Source organism: Pelosinus sp. UFO1 (assembly GCF_000725345.1).
Classification (GTDB): Bacteria; Bacillota; Negativicutes; order DSM-13327; family DSM-13327; genus Pelosinus.
In genome coordinates this window covers 3,933,854-3,950,840 of the sequence record NZ_CP008852.1, presented here as the reverse complement: position 1 = coordinate 3,950,840, position 16,987 = coordinate 3,933,854, and the positions used below count along the sequence as shown (strand labels likewise).

12 protein-coding genes are annotated in these 16,987 nt (G+C 39.1%); 11 read left to right on the top strand and 1 reads right to left on the bottom strand.

Annotated elements, in window-relative coordinates; translation table 11 throughout:
- Positions 1-52 precede the first annotated feature (52 nt).
- From araA to UFO1_RS18645, 6 genes are all read left to right on the top strand, one after another.
- A complete protein-coding gene (araA, locus tag UFO1_RS18670) occupies positions 53-1,558 on the top strand; it encodes an L-arabinose isomerase (protein WP_038673338.1) in 1,506 nt (501 codons plus the stop codon).
- Positions 1,559-2,107: 549 nt separating this feature from the next.
- Complete coding sequence (locus tag UFO1_RS18665; RefSeq protein WP_038673337.1) at positions 2,108-3,220, top strand: efflux RND transporter periplasmic adaptor subunit; 1,113 nt, start codon at positions 2,108-2,110, stop codon at positions 3,218-3,220.
- Positions 3,217-6,309 carry an efflux RND transporter permease subunit gene (locus tag UFO1_RS18660; protein WP_038673335.1) on the top strand — a complete coding sequence of 1,031 codons (3,093 nt, stop codon included), beginning with the start codon at positions 3,217-3,219 and terminating at the stop codon, positions 6,307-6,309. The genes UFO1_RS18665 and UFO1_RS18660 overlap by 4 nt, the downstream gene beginning before the upstream one ends.
- A gap of 11 nt (positions 6,310-6,320) precedes the next feature.
- The gene (locus tag UFO1_RS18655; protein WP_038673333.1) at positions 6,321-6,566 is read left to right on the top strand and encodes a hypothetical protein; all 246 of its coding nucleotides are present in this window, start codon (positions 6,321-6,323) and stop codon (positions 6,564-6,566) included.
- A gap of 402 nt (positions 6,567-6,968) precedes the next feature.
- Complete coding sequence (locus UFO1_RS18650) at positions 6,969-7,823, top strand: pyridoxamine kinase (RefSeq protein WP_038673331.1); 855 nt, start codon at positions 6,969-6,971, stop codon at positions 7,821-7,823.
- A gap of 31 nt (positions 7,824-7,854) precedes the next feature.
- Complete coding sequence (locus tag UFO1_RS18645) at positions 7,855-8,391, top strand: ECF transporter S component (RefSeq protein WP_038673329.1); 537 nt, start codon at positions 7,855-7,857, stop codon at positions 8,389-8,391.
- 133 nt (positions 8,392-8,524) lie between these two features.
- Here UFO1_RS18645 and UFO1_RS18640 read toward each other — a convergent pair whose 3' ends face one another.
- Positions 8,525-9,268, bottom strand: coding sequence for a 3D domain-containing protein (locus UFO1_RS18640; protein ID WP_201771037.1), 744 nt, complete (start codon positions 9,266-9,268; stop codon positions 8,525-8,527).
- Between the two features lie 347 nt (positions 9,269-9,615).
- Between UFO1_RS18640 and UFO1_RS18635 the strand changes: the two genes are divergently transcribed.
- The 5 genes from UFO1_RS18635 (at position 9,616) to UFO1_RS18615 (ending at position 16,978) form a co-directional block, all read left to right on the top strand.
- Positions 9,616-10,365 carry a sulfite exporter TauE/SafE family protein gene (locus tag UFO1_RS18635; RefSeq protein WP_038673327.1) on the top strand — a complete coding sequence of 250 codons (750 nt, stop codon included), beginning with the start codon at positions 9,616-9,618 and terminating at the stop codon, positions 10,363-10,365.
- Between the two features lie 411 nt (positions 10,366-10,776).
- Positions 10,777-11,706, top strand: a complete 930-nt coding sequence (fba, locus tag UFO1_RS18630) for a class II fructose-1,6-bisphosphate aldolase (protein ID WP_038673325.1) — start codon at positions 10,777-10,779, stop codon at positions 11,704-11,706.
- Positions 11,707-11,807: 101 nt separating this feature from the next.
- Entirely contained in the window at positions 11,808-13,292 is a 1,485-nt protein-coding gene (locus UFO1_RS18625; protein WP_038673323.1) for a hypothetical protein, read from the top strand.
- A 354-nt stretch (positions 13,293-13,646) separates the two neighbouring features.
- A complete protein-coding gene (locus tag UFO1_RS18620; RefSeq protein WP_038673321.1) occupies positions 13,647-15,551 on the top strand; it encodes a sigma 54-interacting transcriptional regulator in 1,905 nt (634 codons plus the stop codon).
- A 146-nt stretch (positions 15,552-15,697) separates the two neighbouring features.
- Complete coding sequence (locus UFO1_RS18615; protein ID WP_038673319.1) at positions 15,698-16,978, top strand: four-carbon acid sugar kinase family protein; 1,281 nt, start codon at positions 15,698-15,700, stop codon at positions 16,976-16,978.
- Positions 16,979-16,987: the final 9 nt, after the last annotated feature.

The following is a 16,987-nucleotide window of genomic DNA, read 5'->3' as shown; positions in this document are numbered from 1 at the left end:
ATGTTTCAAAAGCAGCTATAAGCAGAGATTGGTTATAAAAGGAGAGTAAATAATGATTGATTTAAAAGAAAAAGAAGTATGGTTTATTACTGGCAGTCAACATTTGTATGGAGAAGAGACGTTAAAGACAGTTGGTGAGCATTCTCAAATTATTGCCAACTTTCTTGGAGAACAAAGTAAAATACCTGTTAAGGTTGTTTTTAAATCTGTATTAACCACACCAAATGCCATTCATAATTTTTGTGTAGAAGCTAATAGTGCAAAAAATTGTATTGGGCTTGTTGCCTGGATGCATACCTTTTCCCCAGCAAAAATGTGGATTGCAGGACTCAATATCTTAAACAAACCCTTTGTCCACTTACACACCCAATACAATCGAGACATTCCTTGGTCAGAAATTGATATGGATTTTATGAATTTAAATCAGTCAGCCCATGGGGATCGGGAATTCGGTTCGATTGTAGCTAGAATGAAAAAAGCTCGCAAAGTGATTGTAGGCTTTTGGCAAGACCAAGAGGTAATTGAACGCTTAGCCGTTTGGGTTAGAGCAGCTTTAGCGTGGAATGATTTACAGGGCGCCAAATTTGCTCGTTTTGGCGATAATATGAGGGAAGTAGCAGTAACGGATGGGGATAAAGTGGAAGCCCAGATCCAGTTAGGGTATTCTGTGAATGGTTATGCCCTTGGTGACCTAGTATCCTATATTAATAAAGTAAGTCCTGCTGAAATTCAGAAACTGGTTGCTGAATATGAAAACAGTTATGTAGTACAACAAGAACTTCTTGCAGGTGGGGCGAAACGGGCTTCTTTAGAAGAAGCTGCCAAGATTGAATTGGGTATTAGAAAGTTCCTTGTAGAAGGTGGCTTTAAAGGATTTACGACTAATTTTGAAAATCTTGATGGTATTAATCAGTTACCAGGCCTGGCGGTGCAACGTCTCATGGCAGATGGATATGGATTTGGTGCTGAAGGAGACTGGAAGACGGCTGCTCTACTCAGGGCTATGAAAGTTATGGCTTATGGCCTAGAAGGCGGTACAGCTTTCATGGAGGACTATACGTATCATTTAGAAGAAGGCAAGATGAGGGTTTTAGGAGCTCATATGTTAGAGGTTTGTGAATCTCTCGCGGCTCAGAAGCCGTCCTTGGAAATTCATCCATTATCCATTGGCGGTAAAGAAGATCCTGTTCGTTTAGTCTTTAATGTACCAGCGGGCAGAGGCTTAAATGCCACTATCTTAGATATGGGAAACCGCTTCCGTATGTTAATTAATGAAGTGGACGTGGTAACGCCTGAATTTGATTTGCCCAAACTCCCTGTAGCTAGAGTTCTTTGGGCACCACAACCCAATCTCAAAGTAGGAGCAGAAGCCTGGATATTAGCTGGTGGTGGTCATCATACTGGTTTTAGTCAGGCTGTTACAAAAGAGCATTTGGAAGACTTCGCTGAAATAGCAGGAATTGAGTATTTAATAATTGACAATGAAACGAAAATATCTGATTTCAAAAAGGAACTAAAATGGAATGACCTTTATTACCATTTAGCAAAAGGAATATAGAAAATAAGGCAACAAATACCCCCTGTACTTTATCGTACAGGGGGTATTTGTTATCACCAGAGGCCATATAAAGAAGACTTGATTCAGATGGAGTTTTAACTCCATCTGCATCTTAGTCGCACTTATCCAGGGACTTAGCCGCTCTTAACTCCCACTTATATAAGTGAGCCTTGGATTCGAAAATCCTTAGAGCGAACTTACTTCGAGTTTTACAGACTGTTATCCTAACCAGAGGGCAGGATATTACAGGCTGTTAACGAGATAAGTGAGCCTTGGATTCGAAAATCCTTAGAGCGAACTTACTTCGAGTTTACAGACTGTTATCCGGACCAGAGGGCAGGATATTACAGGCTGTTAACGAGATGAAGATGGGGGTCTTAGAGCGGTTTAGTCATCGGATAAAAAATCGATAAATTTAAAAACCACCTATGGACAAAATTGGTTATTGCCAATATACTATAATTAAATGTTTATTTTAAATGAACATTTAATTATATTTTTAAAGAGATCCCCTGTTTAAAGCAGTATTAAATTTATAGGAGTGGGAGAATGAAGCAGTTTGGTAAGAAAAAGTTATATTTGAGTTTGGCTGCAGGTGCCGTATTAGTAAGTGTTATGGTAGGATTCATCTGGAAAGGCTATGCTCAGACGAAAGTTGTTACAGAGGAGATTCCTTTTGTTCGGACGGCAGTTGTAGGAACCACTGGAGCAGAACAAACATTTCTATATTCTGGGGAAGTCCGTGGAAGATATGAAAGTCAATTAGCCTTTCAAGTCAATGGAAAAATTATTAAAAGGAACGTTGAGTTAGGAAGCATTGTCAAACCAGGTGATGTATTGATGCAAATTGATGCAAAGGATATTCAACAAACGGTTAACAGCAATTCAGCCCAAGTTTATTCTGCCGGATCTCAATTACGCCTGGCAGAAAGTAATCTGAATCGCTATCGTCAGTTATATGAACAAAATGCGGTTAGCCGTGCTACGTTAGATCAATACGAAAATGCTTATGATGTGGCAGTGGCTGCTACTCATCAGGCTTCAGCCCAATATTCACAAGGTTCGAATCAACTGGATTATAGTATGTTATATGCAGATAAACCAGGTGTTGTTTCTAGCATTACAGCAGAAGTGGGGCAAGTGATTAGTTCTGGAGCAGCAGTTATTACGGTCGTGCAAGATGGGGAACGAGAAGTTGAAATCAATGTTCCAGAAAATCGTATTGAAGAACTGCGGAAGGCCCAGCAGCTTAAGGTTACTTTCTGGGCATTACCCGCGATTTCTTTAGATGCTACGATTCGAGAAATTGCCCCTATGGCTGATAAAGTCTCTCGCACTTATAAAGTACGAGTAAGTTTGATGAATCCTCCTCAAGAAGTAAAGCTTGGGATGACTTCTACGGTAACAGTAATCAATAAAGGCAGCAATCAACAAATGGCTACTTACATTCCGTTAGCGGCGATTTATCAAAATGGTAATACTCCAGGAGTGTGGGTGATTGATAATGATACCGTAACGTTACGTGCTGTTAAAGTAGGAGCGTTTGGTGATGGGAAAATACAAGTCCTTGAAGGTCTTCAAAATGGAGATCAGATTGTCACAGCAGGAGTGCACAAGCTAAAAGAAGGACAAAAAGTTCGAATTGCTAGTGGTGCCTTATGAAACAGTTTAATCTTACCGAATGGTCTTTAAACCATAAGCAATTTATTTATTTTTTTATCGTATTGTTTTTTATTATGGGGATTGTATCATACCATAAGTTGGGTCGTATGGAGGATCCTGATTTTACAATAAAGCAAATGATTGTTCAGGTTTCCTGGCCAGGAGCTACAGCCCGTCAAATGGAAGAACAGGTCACAGATAAGATTGAAAAAAAGCTTCAGGATTTGCCTGGGCTTGATTATGTAAAAAGTTATTCAACTCCAGGACAAACCATTACCTACGTGATTTTAAAAGACACCGTTCTTAAAAAGGATGTTAGGTCCACCTGGTTAGAAGCCCGCAATATGATTAATGATATGAAAGGCACTCTTCCGCAAGGTGCCTTGGATCCCAACTTTAATGATCGATTTGATGAGGTATATGGTGTGGTATATACCCTTACTGGTGATGGATTTTCTTATGAGGAAATGCGGGAAAAAGCAGAAAAAATTCGCCGTCTGCTTTTGGATACTCCTAGTGTTAAAAAGGTTACCCTCCTTGGGGTGCAAACAGAGAAAATTTATATTGAAGTGGAAAATAGCAAACTATCTCAACTCGGAATTGATCCTAGTATCATCGCCACCACGTTACAAGGGCAAAATGCTATGGCCTCTGGAGGGATGCTTGAAACAACTTCTGATAATGTTTATGTAAGGGTTACAGGGATGTTTGAAGATATAGAGGCAGTTCGTAATGTACCGATTCAGGCGAATGGACGTACCTTTCGGTTAGGGGACATTGCGAAAGTAAGCAGAGGATATGCTGAACCTGCTGATCCTAAAATGTTTTTCAATGGAAAGCCAGCGATAGGTATTGCCTTAGCAATGGAACCTGGCGGCAATATACTGACTCTCGGTGAAAATCTAAAGAGTACGATAGAACAAGTTAAAAAAGAATTGCCACTAGGTCTAGAAGTGAATCAGACTGTTAACCAGCCCAAAGTAGTAGAAACATCCATCGACGAATTTGTAGAATCCTTAGGAGAGGCAGTTGCCATTGTATTATTGGTAAGCTTCCTTAGTTTAGGAATGCGTTCAGGAGTCATTGTGGCTCTATGTATTCCGTTAGTCATTGCCGCTGTCTTTACTTTTATGAATTTTATGGGAATTGATTTACATAAAATCTCTTTAGGTGCACTTATTATTGCCTTAGGGCTCTTGGTTGATGATGCCATTATCACTATTGAAATGATGGTCGTCAAAATGGAACAAGGCTGGACACGTTTTAATGCTGCCTGTTATGCCTATACAGCAACGGCCTATCCTCGCTTGACTGGTGCCTTAGTAACTTGCGCTGGGTTTATTCCCGTTGGTTTTGCAAAAGGGAGTGCCGCTGAGTATTGTGGTAGTATTTTCACAGTAGTGGCTATGTCCTTGTTATTATCTTGGATCACTGCGGGTACGGTTACCCCTTTATTAGGGTATCTATTCATTAAGGTGGAATCAAAAGGCGCTGAAGGTGAAGAACACAATGTACACGACACTAAGTTTTATCGAGTATTTAAAAACATCTTAATTTGGTGCTTAATCCATAGGAAACAGGTGTTAATAGGGACGGTGGCATGTTTTGTTGGTGCTGTATCATTATTGGGCCTAGTGAAGCAAGAATTTTTTCCTTCTTCAACACGGCCAGAGTTAATTGTTCAAATGAAGTTGCCTGAGGGGGCTTCATTACAAGCTACACAAGACATTGCAGACCAATTTTCCAAAAGCATCGAAGGTGATTCTGATATTGAGTATTACACGTATCATGTAGGGGAAGGGGCCCCACGCTTTGTCTTAAGTTTTGAGCCAACTTTTAATAAATCTAATTTTACAGAGTTTATTATAGTTGCGAAAGATGCAAAGGCTCGCGAGGCTTTAGCACAAAAAGTTAATAAGATAATAAATGAAGAATTTAGCAGCGTAAGGGGCCATACCAAGGTCATTGCCAATGGTCCTTCTGCGGATTATCCTATTATGTTAAGAGTTCGAGGTTATGATCCTGAAAAAGTAAGAGAAATTGCGCAAAAGATGCGAGACACCATGGCTGCCCATCCAGGGGCAAAGAATGTAAACCTGAATTGGGATGAGAAGAGCAAAGTCATGCATTTTGAGATTGATCAAGACAAGGCAAGAACGTTGGGAATAGATACTAACTCATTAGCAACCTCCCTACAAACTCAATTATCGGGTGCGACCATTGCAGATTTTCGTGTACAAGATAGAACCATCAGTATGTTATTTCGGGTTGCGCCACAAGATAGAAATGACATTACTCACATTAAAGATTTAAATGTACATATCGGCAATGGAAAATACCTTCCTGTAGATCAGATTGCAAAGATAAGTTATGATGCGGAAGATGGACTTCTCTGGAGACGAGGTCTAAAGTCCATGGTTATTGTGCAAGGTGAAGTAAATCCAGGCTATATGGGAAATAATGTTGCACAAGAGGTTTATGAGAATCTGAAAGAGTTACGTGGTGATTTGCCTTTTGGTTATACCATTGAATTAGATGGATCACTAGAAGATAGTATAAAAGCTGCTAAATTCATGACGGAACCTGTACCTATGATGATAGGAGCTATTATGATTCTCTTGATGATTCAATTACAAAATGTACCCAAGATGGTATTAACTTTATTAACCGCACCTCTTGGCATCATTGGGGTAGTGGCTGGTCTATTACTTACGGGAAGTCCCATGGGCTTTGTTGTACAGATGGGCATATTAGCTTTATCAGGGATTATTATGCGTAATTCTGTTATCTTGATAGACCAAATTGAACAACTGCTTCTGAGTGGAGAATCTATGTGGAATGCCATTATTAATGCAACCATTATTCGCTTTCGGCCAATTTTATTAACCGCGGCAGCCGCGATATTGGCGATGATTCCCTTGGTGTCAAGTGTGTTTTGGGGACCTATGGCAGTAGCTATTGCTGCTGGTTTATTTGGTGCTACGATTTTGACATTATTAGTATTACCGACTATGTATGCAGCTTGGTATAAGGTGGAACCCAATTCTATTTTACAGGATGAAAAATTGCAACAAACTCTAGTAAAGTGATGAGGTAGATTATGCCAAAATTTATAATACAAAGCCAAGAATTTGATATTACAATGAATGATATTGAAGAAAACATGAGGAATATTGAACCGCAAAAACGACCTAGAAATATGTATATGGTCGCTATTAATGGAAAGTTCTTTCCTATAAAACAACCAATTATAGCGGTAACTGGATTATCTATGATAGAAGTAACCATGCTTGATGCCTATCTAATTATGGAGAAGTTAGGGTATTGTATCCAGTTCCAGCGATAATAGTGCTTCACCATCAAAATGTATAGGTAACTCATTATCATATAAAAGACTTGGTTGCAATACTGCAACCAAGTCTTTTCTTATCTGCTTATAATTACAGTTTTCTTAGATTAAGGGTGTTTCTTGATAAACGTAATATTCACGTGACCAAATGATACTCTTCTACGTATTCTATTGTAATAAAAGTTGGTGTATTTTATTACCTAACGGCAGCTGTCGTTAGTATAACGTATAGAATAGGATAGTCAATATACGTTATATTCGTACGTCTCAATAAAGCAGCATTCGTTGACTAGCCTTTTTCAATAAGATATACTGTTTTTTAGTGTAAAGTTTATAAGATAAGCATGCGTTATAAAGTATAAGTAATAAAGTATAGTAGCTTTTGAGAGGAGTAGCAATATGAAAAATTTTGTGCCGAGGGTAGCGGCTATTCATGATATTTCCTGTTTTGGACGTTGCTCCTTAACGGTGATTATGCCTATATTATCTGCTATGGGGGTTCAAGTGTGCCCTCTACCAACGGCTGTATTAAGCACTCATTTAGGTGGTTTTACAGACTTAGCGTTTTATGACTTTACGAGTCATATGCCCGATTTTTTTCATCACTGGAAGAGAGAAGGCATAGCTTTTGATTGTATTTATAGTGGTTTTCTTGCTTCTGAGGAACAGATCGATGTGGTACAGCAATTTATTGATGAGTTTTCCTCAAATCATCCTCTTGTGGTGGTAGATCCAGTAATGGGAGATGATGGGAAATTATATTCTATTTATACACCACAAATGCAGGAACAAATGAAAAGATTAGTAAAAAGGGCAGATATTCTGACACCTAATTACACAGAAGCCTGTTTTTTATTAGGAGAAACCTATCAAGGGCAAGTTTGTGATGTAGCACAAATGAAAAAATGGCTGCTACGATTAGCTGAGTTTGGCCCCACTACTGTAGTCATGACTGGAATTCCCTTTGAACATGGGAAGATTCTTACCATCGGATATGATCAGAAAGAGGATATATTTTTTGATATTGTAACTGATCACATACCCGCGAAATATCCTGGAACGGGAGATATTTTTTCTAGCGTCCTGATTGGTTCATTATTACATAAAGATTCTTTGCCAGTAGCTATGGAGCGAGCCGTGAATTTCGTTGGGCTTGCAATTAAAACCACCTTTCAAGCCGATACTCCTACTCGTGAGGGGGTAGTAGTGGAAAGAGTATTGCCTTGGCTTTGCCGAGAGGTTTGGGAAAAATAAGATAGCTATTATAAAATATGGAGGTTTTAGAATGAATGTAATACGGAAATTAAATGTGAGAGATATTGTATTTGTCGGTATGTTGGCTGCCATGTGTACTATTGCCACAACCATTAAAGTTCCCTTTGGTGTGGGCGCTATGGTGCATCTCGGTTCTGCCTTCTTATATACAACAGGAATCATCTTTGGCGGGGTATATGCAGGATTAGCGGGAGCCATTGGTTCGGCCTTTTATGACATAGTCATGGGTTTTTCTCCTTATACGTTATGGTCCTTTGTTATTAAGGGAATTGCTGGATTGATCGTTGGCTTCGTTGCTAAAGGACTTTGGCCTGAAGCAAGTAGAAATAGTAAAATGACAGGTGCTCAATTAATGATCCGTGCTTTTTTTGCCTGTGTTTTAGCAGCATTATGGACATTAGCAGGTTATATTTTAGCTTGGTGGTATGTGACTGGTAGCTTGGCTACTGCGATTGCCAATATACCTAGCTCCTTGATGACGTCAAGCGCCGGTCTTATCGTTGCCCTGATTCTAGGGCCAAGGCTTCGCAAGATAATAGGTCAATAAGCCTAAGGTCTATTGACCGTAATAGAAATTTACAAAAACAGCTTTGCTCGTAAGATCAAAGCTGTTTTTATTCACCTCATCCAATTCTAGATTATTCATTTATTGTTAGACTTTTAGATGACAAAAAGAAGTATTAGCCTTTAGGTAAAACATATACGGTGACATCACGTCTCCCCCAAGAAAAGGCTTCATCTACCGTGTCCATTGCTAAATCAACACGGTTTCCAACAATCGCTCCCCCAATATCGTCTGCAATTGCCTCGCCATATCCAGGTATGTAAAGTTTTGTGCCAAGGGGGATTACGTCTGGATCAACGGCAACCAATCCTCTGCGAAGGTATGTGCCTCGGTAGGTATAGTCAGTGGAACCTTCGTCGTAACGGGTATAGGCAGTTGCAAGCATGGGTGTGGCATACAAGTAGTGGGGGACGCCGTTATCATGTGGAGGATGATAGGATGGTTTCTGAGACGGTGGTGAGATACGTTTAGGTTTAGTACCTTTAAAATTTTTTAAGGCATTCATTGTTCTGGATCCAACAACACCATCATCGGATAGCCCAGAATCTCTTTGAAACATTTTAACCGCTTGGAGTGTTTGATAGCCAAATATTCCATCTGATTTACCACTGAGATATTTGGCTTTGGTTAGATATTGCTGTACTTCAGCGACTTGGCTATTTTGCATGCCGAACTTAATAAGAGAACTGTTGCTGCTATTTGAAGAATTGGGTTTAGCGGGAGGTGAATTATGGTGCTGACCACCGCCGAAGATGTCACGAACAATGTTGAATAAGAAGAATCCTGCGTGAGCGGAAGTAGGCTGAAACATAGTAATAGCGAATAGTAAAAGGACTGTAATCAGAATTTTATTTTGCATGAATGATGCTTCCTTTGCTAAAAAAATTAGTGCTTTATTTAGAAACCATGAACTAGCTGTTTTAATAAGTTACCATATAACTCCTTTCTAGTGAAAATAAAAAATTGAGAGGCAAAGTTCTATCATAATCTTATCGTGCTAATTAACATAAGAACTAATAGTACTAATATCCTATTTTGACAATTTTAAGGAGGTAAATTATAGTAATAATGTAATTTCACTAGCAGTTTATGTATAATGGTCTAACGAAAGTAAAAAAAGTTGACTAGTTCAAGATAATACTGGCTTTATGAACGTTACGAGGTGGAGAATTGTTAAAACAAATAGGTAAGGTGGTACTTTAAAATATGATAACATTCGTTCTTCTTTTTATTGCAGCATTTTGTGCAGGTGTACAAAATGCCTTAGCAGGTGGAGGATCGTTTCTTACTTTTCCTGCATTGATGCTTACAGGATTAGATGCACGGGCCGCAAATATTACATCCACTGTCGCACTTTTCCCCGGGCAGATTACAACAGGTTTTGCTGGACGAAAAAATATTTCAGATTTACCCCAATTATCCTTTAAGGCTTTGTTTATTATTAGCCTGATTGGTGGAGTTTTGGGGGCTGTTCTTCTATTAATAACGCCTGTTTCCGTCTTTGAATTTCTAGTACCCTGGTTAGTTTTATTTGCTACACTTGTATTCTTGTGGGGGAGTTTTTTTCGTAAAATCCATGAAAACTCTAAGCCATTAGGGCCTTTAAAGGCTATAATGGCACAGTTTGCTATCTCTATCTATGGAGGTTACTTTGGTGGTGGCATTGGCATCTTAATGTTAGCGGCCTTGACCATTGCAGGGTTAGATGTACGCAAGGCAGGAGCGACCAAAAATGTGTTGGGTGGAGTGATGAATGCTTCTGCTGTTTTGATTTTTCTTTTTTCGAGTGATGTTGCCTGGACGCAAGTTATGGTGGCTTCCATTGCTTCTATTGCAGGTGGGCAAGTAGGAGCTTATGCGCTAAAACGGGTGAATGAAAAGCGATTGCGTATTTGTATCATTATCCTTGGCTTTGGATTGGCAATTGGACTTTTCTTGAAAGCACATGGGTCCTAGCTATTTATTCATTTCATCCACACTAGAATAGAGGGAAAGCTTTGCTTTCTTTTACTTAGGAAAGCAGAATGAGTACTATTGAAGAATAAATAAATACTCATCGATAAGATTTTACTAGTAGGCTTCGGAGAGCTATACAAGACAGTAGTGGTTTAGGGAAAAATAAAACAACTCATCAGATTGACCGATGAGTTGTTTTATTTTAGTTTTAAACAAGTGGAAAAATACTGAAAGATACTCCTTGCATGCCCGCTGCATCCTAGTATCTATTCACTGCGAAATGAAGAACATGTTTTTGATGTGTATTGGCATGAAATTTGCATTATAAATTCACTAGGGAAAAAAATGTTACTTCCGTTGATCCAATCGTAAAACTTACCATATTATTAAAATTATTGAGGAGGAATTATCATGTCACTAGTCAGTTCGAAAGAAATGTTTAAAAAAGCCTATGAAGGACAATATGCAGTTGGTGCTTTTAATGTTAACAACATGGAAATTATTCAAGGGATTGTTGATGCTGCCAAATTAGAACAAGCTCCACTTATTCTGCAGGTATCTGCGGGTGCTCGTAAATATGCAAAACATATCTATCTTACTAAATTAGTAGAGGCAGCAATCGAAGATTCTGGTCTACCTATAGTCTTACACCTTGATCATGGTGATGATTTTGAAATTTGTAAGTCTTGTATTGATGGTGGTTTCAGCTCTGTCATGATTGATGGATCAAAGTATTCTTTTGAAGAAAACATTGCTTTAACCAAAAAAGTTGTAGAATATGCTCACGCTCACGGTGTAGTCGTCGAAGCCGAGTTAGGCAAATTAGCCGGTGTTGAAGATGCTGTAAAAGTAAGTGCTAAAGATGCTACATATACGGATCCTGATGAAGCAGTAGAGTTTGTGGAGCGCACAGGATGTGACTCTCTGGCTATTGCGATTGGAACTAGCCACGGTGCTTACAAGTTCAAAGGCGATCCTAGCCTGGATTATGAAAGATTAGAAAAGATTTCCAATTTATTACCTGGTTACCCACTAGTACTCCACGGTGCATCGACCGTTTTACCTGAATTTGTGGCAAAATGCAATGAATATGGTGGACACATTCCAGGCGCCCAAGGTGTACCTGAAGAAATGTTACTCAAAGCTAGTAAATTTGGAGTATGTAAAATTAACATTGATACTGACTTACGATTGGCGATGACAGCTTCAATCCGTGAACATTTTGTAAAAAATCCTGGGGATTTTGACCCGCGTCAATACTTGACACCAGCCCGTGAAGCCATTAAAAATATGGTGCAACATAAAATAAAAAATGTGTTGAATTGTAGCAATCGTCTATAAAAAGAAGAAATAGTAAGTTGGTAAGAGTCGGCGGTGGCGCTAACCCACTGCTTGGACTCTTTATGTAGTTTAGATGTTAAGTTGCATAGGAGAAGAAAGGGATGAGTCATATTAAGAACAATCAATCGTCCATTACACTAAAATCTGGATTTAGTTTTGAGTATGCCAATCTGTATGGTGAGAGCCGAGTAACTGAGAGAGATGTTAGTGATTTGGCTGGACAGATTACACTTGCTCATCAGGCGGTAGAACATATGCGTGCCACTGGTGAGGTACGAGGCCATTTATCAAAAGATGCAACGCCAGAGAGGGTACTGTTTACTCAACTGCCTTATGTGGAGGAAGCTAATCTGAATTCTCCCAAGTCTATCGCTAAGCTTAAGGATTTTGGTCAGTCTTTGCAAAATCGAGTAGATACCGTAGTATCCTTTGGAATTGGTGGCTCTTATCTTGGTAACAAGGTATTGTTTGATGTCCATTGTGGTGAGTTTTGGAATTCGAAGACGAAAATTGAGCGGGAAGGTTATCCTAAATTATATTTTAGCGGTAATAATATTGATCCCCGTCGCACTGCTGAACTGATTGAGCATTTGTTAGCAGAAGCCCAGCTGAAAGCGATTGATGGGCAGAATAATCCGTATAAAGTGGCATTAGTGGTTATTTCAAAATCAGGCGGAACTCTTGATACCATGTCTACGTTTATGGTAATTTATGAGGCATTGCGCCAACATGCACCTATACTTGAAGTGGAAGTAGTGGCTGTCACTGACCCAGCAGAGGGCGAAAAAAGTACATTACTAAAAAAACTGGCTGATGAAAAGGGTTGGCCTACCTTTAGTGTACCTGATGGTGTGGGCGGCCGATTCAGTATTTTTTCCGAGGTGGGTCTAGTAACGGCTGCTTGTGTAGGGTTAGATATTGATGAATTCTTATCAGGCGCACGAGACATGGATGTAGTTTGCCAGAATCCAGATATATATGAAAATCCAGCAATGCTAAATGCAGTGCTAAAGTTTATTGCGGCAGAAAAATATGGTCGTGATATTGAAGTGTTTATGCCCTATGCTGATTATTTGAAATCAGTGGCGGAGTGGTATGTTCAGTTACTCGCAGAATCTCTTGGTAAACGGACAGACAGGGAAGGCAAAGAAGTGTTTTATGGTAGGACACCTATTGTGGCAGTAGGGACAACTGATATGCATGCCCAGACCCAGCAGCATCAAGATGGTAAAAGAAATAAAGTAGTGCAGTTTTTACAGGTTGCTCAGTGGGATAAGGATGCTGTTATTCCTGATGTATTTCCTAGTGCTCCTAAACTTTCGGAAATATCCACCTTGCATTTGAGTCAAGCATTAGAGGTGGCCCGAGCTGCGAATGCTGACGCTCTACTTAGCGATGATCGTTTTAATGCAAACTTTGTCTTGCCAAAGCTTAATGCCTATCACTTGGGTGAGCTGCTGTATTTGTTAGCGTTATCTGTAGCCTATGAAGGGGAATTAGCCAATGTAGATGCCTTTGATCAGCCTGGTGTGGAAGCTTATAAACGGTTGATGGGACCAAGACTAAAGACGCTCAGTGAAAAATAAATTGTTCGTTCCTCCTAAAGTTTAGCTAGAATAGTTAAAAATTGAATATATATGAATTCTTGGAATCCTAGTTTTGTGTACGGTTTTAGATTAGTGCTAGAATGAGCCCTTGCTTTTTGCAAGGGCTCATTTTAGTTATCAGATACAGTTTAAATTTATATAATTTGCAGAAAAAACGTATTTTGTAGTTTCGTAATGGTATAATGCTTTTATAAAAAAATATATAATATTTCTATAAGTGATAAAGGCTAAATTAGGATATTTATAAGTATCGCTTATCACTATAGTTATTAGTTTATTTAACAAAATTAATTTATGTTACATCTACTGAACTTAGAGACGAGGTGACCGATCGTGGAAGCAAGAATTTTATTTGTAGCACCATTTGCAAGCTTAGCGAAATTGGCAGAGGAAGTGGTATTAGAAAGGTTTACTAATTCTGCAAATCTTATTAAGGTAGTCAAAGGAGACTTGCAAGAGTGTATCGCTATTGTTAAGCAAGCAGTGGAGGATGGTGTTGAGGTTATCATCAGCCGTGGTGGTACAGCCACGTTGATTAAAAATAGTGTGAATATACCCACTGTACATATTCAAGTTACTGTAATGGATGTTTTACGTGCATTACGAAATTGTGGTGAATATCCTGAGAAAATTGGTATAGCAGGATTTGAAAATGTGATTTATGGTTGTGAGGACTTAGCAACACTACTAGGTATTACTTTTGTAGAAATTGCTTTAAAAAATGAAGGTGAGGCCCTAGAAAAAATTACTGCTGCAGTCCAAAATGGTGTAGAACTTATCATTGGTGATGCAATCTCGACAAAATTAGCGGCACGTGTTGGTGTGCAGGGAGCTTTGATTCAATCTGGTAAAGAAGCTATTTATAAAGCAATCAATGAGGCAGAATTAATTGCGCGTATTCGACGTGAAGAACAGGAAAAATCTGAGTTGTTATGTACTGTGATTGACACATCGGTGGAAGGCATTATCGCAACGGATATTAATGATAGAATTACTATTTTTAATCCCATGGCAGAAAAGTTTTTCCAAGTATCTCACTTAGAAGCTATCGGCAATCAGTTGCAAGCGGTTATTCCACAATTCTCACTGCAAGGAAATGATGATTTTACCGAAAAAATGGCAGATGTACAACGCATTAGTGATAAGACACTCACGATTAAACATAGTCAAATCAAAGTTAAAGATGAAGTTATTGGCAGTATTTATAATTTTCAACATGTATCACAATTGCAACAATTAGAACAAAATGTTCGTAAAAAACTGCACGCTAAAGGCTTGGTAGCAAAGACAAAAATGACTGATATTGTTGGTTCATCATCAGCGTGTAGTGTACTGAAGCGCAAGGCCACTAAGTATGCGCTAACTCAATCGACTATTTTAATTACCGGCGAATCTGGTACAGGCAAGGAAATGTTGGTACAAAGTATTCATAATGTGAGTGCACGTGCCAATGGTCCCTTTGTTGCCGTAAACTGTGCAGCATTCCCAGAAAGTTTACTGGAAAGCGAATTGTTTGGTTACGCAGAAGGTGCATTTACTGGAGCAAAAAAAGGTGGGCGACAAGGATTATTTGAATTGGCCCACGGTGGAACGCTTTTTTTAGATGAAATTGGTGAAATGCCTTTATCCTTGCAGTCAAGATTACTACGTGTATTACAGGAGAAAGCCATAATGCATTTGGGTGGTGAGAGTGTTATTCCAGTAGATGTGCGCATTATTGCTGCAACGAATCAAAATTTAGCCCAACTAATAGATGAAAAGAATTTTCGACAAGATCTTTATTATCGACTTAATATATTGCGTATCCATATGCCGACATTGGGTGAAAGGATCGAAGATATCCCGCTGTTAGCAAAAGAAATGATCAAGAAAATGAATCATATCAATGGGAAAATTACGGGGATTCATGTAGAGGCCAGGGAATATTTAAAACAACGCGACTGGCCGGGAAATATTAGACAATTGGCAAATACGATGGAACGAGCGATGCTTTTAGCTAACGGACCAACCATTACTAAACAAGATATTATCGAGGCCTATGATGAAAAAGGTGAATCAATAGGAGAAAGTGATAGAGGAAAAAGTAAGACGAAAGATAGTTTGGCTACGGTGGAATATGATACATTATTACGTGTATTGGGCGAAGAAGAATATAATTATAGTCGCGCAGCAGCAAGGCTTGGTATTCATCGAACTACCCTATGGCGAAAATTGAATAGCAAGGTAGCTAAAAAATAATACGTTGCATCATGCACTGAATACGTTGCATTATGCAACGTATTATTTTTTAGTAACAGAGGAATGTAGTGTTAACAAGGAAAATGAGGTTGGCACGGAATTTGCAATATAGATTAGCGAGGTGCAATTGAGAGAAGGTGATATAGATGATAAAACTAGCGGTTATTGCAGATGACATAACGGGTGCAAATGATACAGCAGTACAATTTTCTAAACATAACATAAGTAGCTGTGTTAGGATTGATTTTGATCAAAAAAAATTATTAAAAGAAACTGCTGATGTTGTGGTTATAGATACGGATAGTAGGGATATTGCACCAGAGGCAGCTTATGCTAGGGTGAAAGTAGTTTGCGAAACGTTACAAAATAGTGGTGTGAAAAATATCTATAAAAAAGTTGATTCAACCCTTAGGGGAAATCTTGGTGCTGAAATTGAAGCGACAGCAGCGGTCTTCAAACCAGAGGTAGTTGTGATAGCGCCCGCTTTTCCCAGTAATAATCGTATTACGGTTGGAGGGTATCATTTATTAAATCATATGCCAATCGAATTAACGGAAATTGCTCGTGCACCAAAGAGTCCGGTAAATGAATCACGTATAGTGGAATTATTACATAAACAAACCGAGGTTAAAATTGGTTTAATTTCACTCAGTGTTATTATGTCAGGATTAGAAGCGGTGAAGCAAGCAGTCAAACGTTGTGTAGAACGTAGTGAAACATGGATTGTCTTTGATGCGGTATTGGATGAGCATTTGGAGCTTATTGTCAAAGCTATGCAAGACTATCAAAAAATTCTGTGGGTAGGATCTGCGGGATTAGCAGAGCAGTTACCTAATTTTTATCAATGGTCAGCTAAACAAGAAAACATAGTGATCTCAGCAAAAGGAGCTGTGTTAGTGGTTGCAGGCAGTGTGAGTAAAGTCACCCAAGCACAGATCAGTGCCACATTAAAATTACCGAATGTTCAACTGGTGAAAATGAACGTGGCCAGACTCATCCAGAAGAAAGAAGACGAAATAACGCGATGCGTTGAACAAGCGAGAACTTTATTGGAGCAGGGAAAAGATATATTAGTTGCTAGTGCAGTTGATGATCGTGACGTTTTAGCTGCGGTGGCAGCGGGAGAAAATTGTGGACTTAGTAGTACTGAAGTTAGCGAGAAAACGGCAGTTGCTTTAGGTGATATTGTCGCTCAGTTAACAGACTATCAATTGGCTGGTATGGTGCTTACTGGCGGTGATACAGCAATTCATGTTTGCCGATCCTTAGGTGCGGAAGCCATTGAAGTATTGGAAGAAGTTGCAGTTGGAATTCCCCTAGGACGATTGGTTGGTGGACGCTGCAATGGATTACAAGTGGTAACCAAAGCCGGCGCTTTTGGTCAAGATGATGCGTTTGTTCTGTCGATACAGGCAATACGGAAATAGATAAGAAAA